Raw genomic sequence first — 5,019 nt, 5'->3', positions numbered from 1 at the left:
GTCGGCCTACCTCTTTGGCGCAGGTTTTCGGGGACGGTGAGAAAAGGAATGGCGGAACCAGCCATGCCGACGGACCCTTGCGTCGATGGCAGCCTGACGCAAAGGAAAAGAAAGGTACGCGCCCAGGTGTCGGCAGCCCGAGTGATCTCTCCAACGGGCATGGTCGGCCCGTTGGAGAGATCACTCGGATCTGCTCGCCGCCAGGAGGGGGCGACGCGTCTATGGGATGTGGGGGTGGGAGCGCCCGTGCACTCGCCAGCCGGGCGCTTTCGGACAGCCGGGGCCCTGTCTAGCGGGCGTCGGCCTCCATTGCCCGGGCCAGACTGGCGGGGCGCATATCGGTCCACGCGTTGTCGATCGCGTCCAGGCACTCCTGGCGTGAACGCTCAGGTCCGTCGGCGCGCCAGCCACCTGGAATGTCGATATGGGCCGGCCACAACGAGCGCTGCTCCTCGTCGTTCACCAGCACCACGAATGTGCCGGACTCGTCGTCGAAAGGATTAGCCACAACTCCACCTGTTCTCGTCGGCGACGTTTCATCTCATTACCGGTCCTACAAGGAGCCGAATCCGCAGCGGAGTCAACCCCTCCGCGGTCACGTCAGACTACATGAGGCGTCATGGCGTGTCCGAAAGTCGGCGAACCGGTCCGGCGGTGGCCGGTTCAATGCGGGTTGCCGGCCGCGGGGCGGGGTCTCTCTGATTCAAACCGGAAAGTGCGGGTAAGTAGGGGCCGCCAGGGTGGACAAAGTTTCGAATAGGGCGTGGACCTGCGCTTGGTCACGAGGTATTCGAACATTTCGGCGTGAACGAATGTGTGTGCGGGTTAAGCGTTGGCCATGACCTGACGTACGGTCATGGCTGGTCGGCGTCCTTGAGTCCGCCGGCGGTTTTCCGCCTCTTCGAAATGGCCAATCCGGCGTCCGAAAACAGTTCACCCGTGGAATGCGTCATTCGGCAAGGGCGGTTGGCATAGTCCTGCGGACATATGTTCCATTATCTCGGGAATTTGCACGTCAGGGCGTCGCGCCGGGCGGTCGCCGGCGGGAGGGGTTCGGCGGCCGGTGCCTCCTCCGGCTTCCGAGGGTCCCCGCGGCCCCGTACGGCCCCTGCACGGAACCCATGCCGCCGGACCCTTCCCAGTCGCCGCCCAGGACAGGAAATACGCTGTTGGGCGTACATGCGTGCGGACGTCCGTAGGCGGTGCGATCACTCGTGCTCGTACCACCGGCTCGCCGGGCGCCGGCCCGGGTCCACGCCGCTGCCGCCGCGGCGGTTGGACCAGGTCAGGGCTGCTGTCGCGGTCAGGGCGAGGAGGGGGACGGTGAAGCCGGCTCGCGGGCCGCCCGGGCCGTCGACGAGCCGGCCGACCGCGGCGGCGGAGACGGCGATGCCCGCCGCGCTCGCGGAGTTCGTCCAGGTGAAGGCCTGGGTCAGGACCGAGGGGTCCACGACCGACTCGACAAGCGTCGAGGAGGCGATGATGCACGGAGCGACGCCCGCCCCGGGGAGCAGCAGGGCCAGGCCCAGCTGCCAGGGGGTCCCCGCCAGCAGCGGCAGCAGCGATGCGCAGGCCAGGAAGGCCAGGATCAGGGGCAGTTGGTCGGCGGGCGGCGTCTTCCTGCGGTGTCGTCCGTAGGCCAGACCGGCCAGCAGGCTCGCCGCGCTCATCAGCCCGTACAGGAATCCGGCCGCCGGGGCGGCGTGGTGAAGCTCGGCGAAGGCGCTCACCGAGACCTGCATCGAGCCGAAGAAGACGCCCAGGGCCAGGTTGACCGCCAGCAGGGTGGCGAAACTCCGGCTCAGCAGAGTCCCCGGGCCGCGGGCGGCCGGACGATCCGCGGCGGCCGTCGCCGCGGCCGTCGCGACGGGCGCCGGGGCCGTACGGCCGAGCGCCGCGAAGGCCAGTCCGGCGCCGACCACGAGCGCCCCCGCCAGCACCGTACCCGCGGCCGGGTGCAGCCGGGCCGCCGCCAGCACCGCGAGGGCGGGGCCGAGGAGGAAGGCGACCTCGTTGCTGACCGCTTCGAGCGCGAAGGCCGCGGGGAGTTCGGCCCCGCCGTGCAGCAGGGCCGACCAGCGGGCCGCGCAGAGCGCGCCGATCTGCGGGACTGTCGCCCCGGCGGCGAGGCCAGCCGCCGTCAACTGCACCGCGGGCGACCCCGTCAGGGCGAGCGCGACCAGGGCGGCGATCGCTCCGGCGTGGGCGCACAGAAGGGGGACGAGGACGCGCGGCTGTCCGAAACGGTCCATGAGCCGCGCCGTCTGCGGCCCCGCCAGGGTCTCCGCCACGGCGAAGGCCCCGGTGACCAGCCCGGCCGCCCCGAAGGACCCGGTCTCGCCGTGGACCAGCCAGACGATACCGAGCCCGGCCATGGCCACTCCGATGCGCGCGGGAGCCGCGGCCAGGAAGAAGGCCGCCGCGCCGGGGGCCCGCAGGGCGGAACGGTAGGAGGGGGTCTCGGCCAGAGCCGGTACGGGATGGCGCGGCCCCCGTGCGGTACGGCGGGAATCCGGTGCTGCAGGACGGAACCAGTGCCGCGCTGTCACGGCGAACCTTCCGCTGCACGGTGGGACGGCCCGGGGCGGCGACGCCCGCGGCGGGCACCGCCCCCCGCCGCCAGGAGTCGTCCATGATGACGCGGACGGGGCGGACTCGAAGTCCACGTCGGCGTCGGCTCCAGCGCCGGCAGAAACGTTGAGTGCTGAGATCGAGGAGCGCGGCCCGTGTGCCCGCTCCCCGACGAGTGTACCCGCACGCGCTGTAGCCCGCCCGAGCCGGAACGTCGCCCCTGCCCAGAGCCGGATACGAAGCCGGCCCAGAGTTCGGGCACGCCCGGATCAGCCCGGGGCGGAGCGCGTGGACCCCCGCGGAAGGACGGTACGCGTCACCGAGCGGACGGTTCGGCCAGGTCGTCGATGGCCCGGCGGATCTCGGCCAGGGCCTGGTACTGCTCCTCCGCCTTCTCCTCCAGGACCTTGCCGCCCGCGTCGGCCATGTCCACCAGGGAACGCAGCTCAAGGACATCGTCACGGGGGAAGCCGACATCCTTGAGCAGCGTGCTCAGGCGACCGCGGAGCTGCGCGGAGTAGGGGCCGACCGGGCGGAAGACGGTGCTCGGCAGGAAGAAGCCGGCGAGCCAGTGGCCTGCGGACCTCCCGGTCAGCGCCGCGGCGCCCGCCGTCAGGGCCGCCGTGGCGAGGTGTCCCGCCACCGCCGCGCGCAGCATCAGCCGGGCGACAGCACCGTCCCGACGAATCTGCCCATGCCGTCCCCTCATCCAGCCGACCGGCCGGTGCGCCCGGCCGGCCCCATCGTCCCGCAGGCCCCCGGCCGTCGCCTGCGTACGGCTACTCAGTCCGGGCCCCGGGCACACCGGACGGCGTGAACAGCCTTGTCCCTGGAGCCACTTACGCACCAGACAATGGCCGAAAACAGCCCGTATCACCTGTGGTGGCGTCTTTTCGGTAAAGCACCTCAGAACATCTGATCCCATGCCACTCTGATCGGGTGACTCCGAGCTATCGAGCGATCGCCGAGCGGGTTCTGGGGGATGTGGCCGTTGCGGCCGACTGGCGGGTTCAGGAGCACGAGACCTGGTGCATGGTCACACCGCCGCGGCATGTGCGCCGCGAGCAGGGCTGGAAGCTCCATCTGTCCGCGGCTCCGGCTTTCGCGTGCGAGCTGCTGGAGTCCGCTGCCCGGGTGCTCGCGCTGAACATGTGCGCGTTCAAGTTCGCCGTCACCCCTCGGGTCGCCGCCGAGATGAACTCGGTGCGGGCCGTACGCGGGCAGTCGGGAAAGTTCCTCACCGCGTACCCCGCGGACGACGACCGGTTACGGCTGCTCGCCGGGCAACTGCACGAGGCGACGCTCGGGTTGGGCGGCCCCGCCATCCTCTCCGACCGGCGGTATCGGCCGGACAGCGCGGTCTACTACCGCTACGGCTGTTTCGCCAGGCCGCGCGAGCTGAACGACGAGGGCTTCTACGAGGGGCAGTTGCGCGCCCCTGACGGCACGCTCGTGCCGGACCGGCGGAACCCGTGGTTCTCGCCGCCCGCGTGGGCCCGGCTGCCGTTCGATCCGCCCGCGCCGGCCCCGGCCCGCCGGCCCGGCAGCCCGGTGCGTATCGCCGGCCGCTACCTGGTGCGGGAGGCCATCCGGCACTCCAATCGGGGCGGGGTCTACCGGGCCCGCGACGAACACACCGGCGACGACGTCCTGTTGAAGGAGGCCCGGCCGTACGTCGGTGCCGAGCCGAGCGGGCGGGACGCCAGGGACTGGCTCCGCCACGAGGCCGACGTCCTTGCCCTGCTCGCACCCCGGCAGATCACCCCCGCCGTGCGCGACGTCGTCGAAGCCGCGGGGCACGTCTTCCTGGTCGAGGACCTGATCGACGGCAACAGCCTCCAGCAGTGGGCCGCCGACCGCGCGGCGCGGGCCGACGGCGGGATCCCGGTCGATGCCGCGCGGCGGCTGGCGGGCCAACTCGCCCGGCTGATCGGCGAGGTGCACGCGGCCGGGTTCGTCCTGCGCGACTTCAAGCCGAGCAACGTGATGCTGGCGGCCGACGAGACGCCCGTCCTGGTCGACATGGAGTGCGCCGTCCGCCCGGGCGAACCCGCACCGGTGGTCGGCACCCGGGGCTTCACCGCCCCCGAATACCTGCGCGCCGCCGAACCCGGCCGCGGGCCCGAGCCTCCGGCACCCGGTCCTGAGGCGGACTGCTACAGCCTGGGTGCCACCCTTCTGTACGTCACCGCCGGCATCAACCCGGTCCTCACCCCCGACCTGCCGGCCGCCAGGACGGACAGCGAGCGGGTCGCGGCGATCGTCCACGCCGCCATGCCGGCCTTCCCCGCGCTGCGCGCGCTCGCGCCCCTGGTCCTGGGCCTCACCGCGGATCGCGCCTCCCGCTGGTCGCTGGCGGCAGCCGACGCGTTCCTCCGTACGCGGCCCGCACCCGCCCCGGGCGCACCGCCCCCGTCCCGCACCGACGTACCGCCCTCGTCCCGCACC

At 72.2% G+C, this 5,019-nt stretch carries 4 protein-coding genes; 1 reads left to right on the top strand and 3 read right to left on the bottom strand.

From position 1 onward, the window contains the following. Nucleotides 1–289 precede the first annotated feature (289 nt). The 3 genes from V7E46_RS01945 to V7E46_RS01935 all read right to left on the bottom strand — a co-directional run bounded on the left by V7E46_RS01945 (nt 290) and on the right by V7E46_RS01935 (nt 3,229). Nucleotides 290–508, bottom strand: a complete 219-nt coding sequence (locus V7E46_RS01945) for an MbtH family protein (protein ID WP_333766766.1) — start codon at nt 506–508, stop codon at nt 290–292. Nucleotides 509–1,208: 700 nt separating this feature from the next. After that, nucleotides 1,209–2,375, bottom strand: coding sequence for an MFS transporter (locus tag V7E46_RS01940; protein WP_333766765.1), 1,167 nt, complete (start codon nt 2,373–2,375; stop codon nt 1,209–1,211). A 512-nt stretch (nt 2,376–2,887) separates the two neighbouring features. Then, nucleotides 2,888–3,229 (bottom strand): hypothetical protein, encoded by a 342-nt coding sequence (locus V7E46_RS01935; RefSeq protein ID WP_333766764.1) that lies wholly within the window; start codon nt 3,227–3,229, stop codon nt 2,888–2,890. A gap of 281 nt (nt 3,230–3,510) precedes the next feature. Here V7E46_RS01935 and V7E46_RS01930 point away from each other — a divergent pair. Beyond that, nucleotides 3,511–5,019: class III lanthionine synthetase LanKC N-terminal domain-containing protein (locus tag V7E46_RS01930; RefSeq protein ID WP_443053943.1), on the top strand; the 1,509-nt coding region annotated here is incomplete at its 3' end.

It is taken from the genome of Streptomyces sp. IBSBF 2435 (assembly GCF_036815005.1).
GTDB lineage: Bacteria > Actinomycetota > Actinomycetes > Streptomycetales > Streptomycetaceae > Actinacidiphila.
This window is presented reverse-complemented; position numbering and strand designations above follow the sequence as displayed.

Bases quoted from the DNA above. Each gene is read 5' to 3' on its own strand.
- V7E46_RS01940 (WP_333766765.1), bottom strand. From the start codon at position 2,375: ATGGCCGGGCTCGGTATCGTCTGGCTGGTCCACGGCGAGACCGGGTCC.
- V7E46_RS01935 (WP_333766764.1), bottom strand. From the start codon at position 3,229: ATGCTGCGCGCGGCGGTGGCGGGACACCTCGCCACGGCGGCCCTGACG.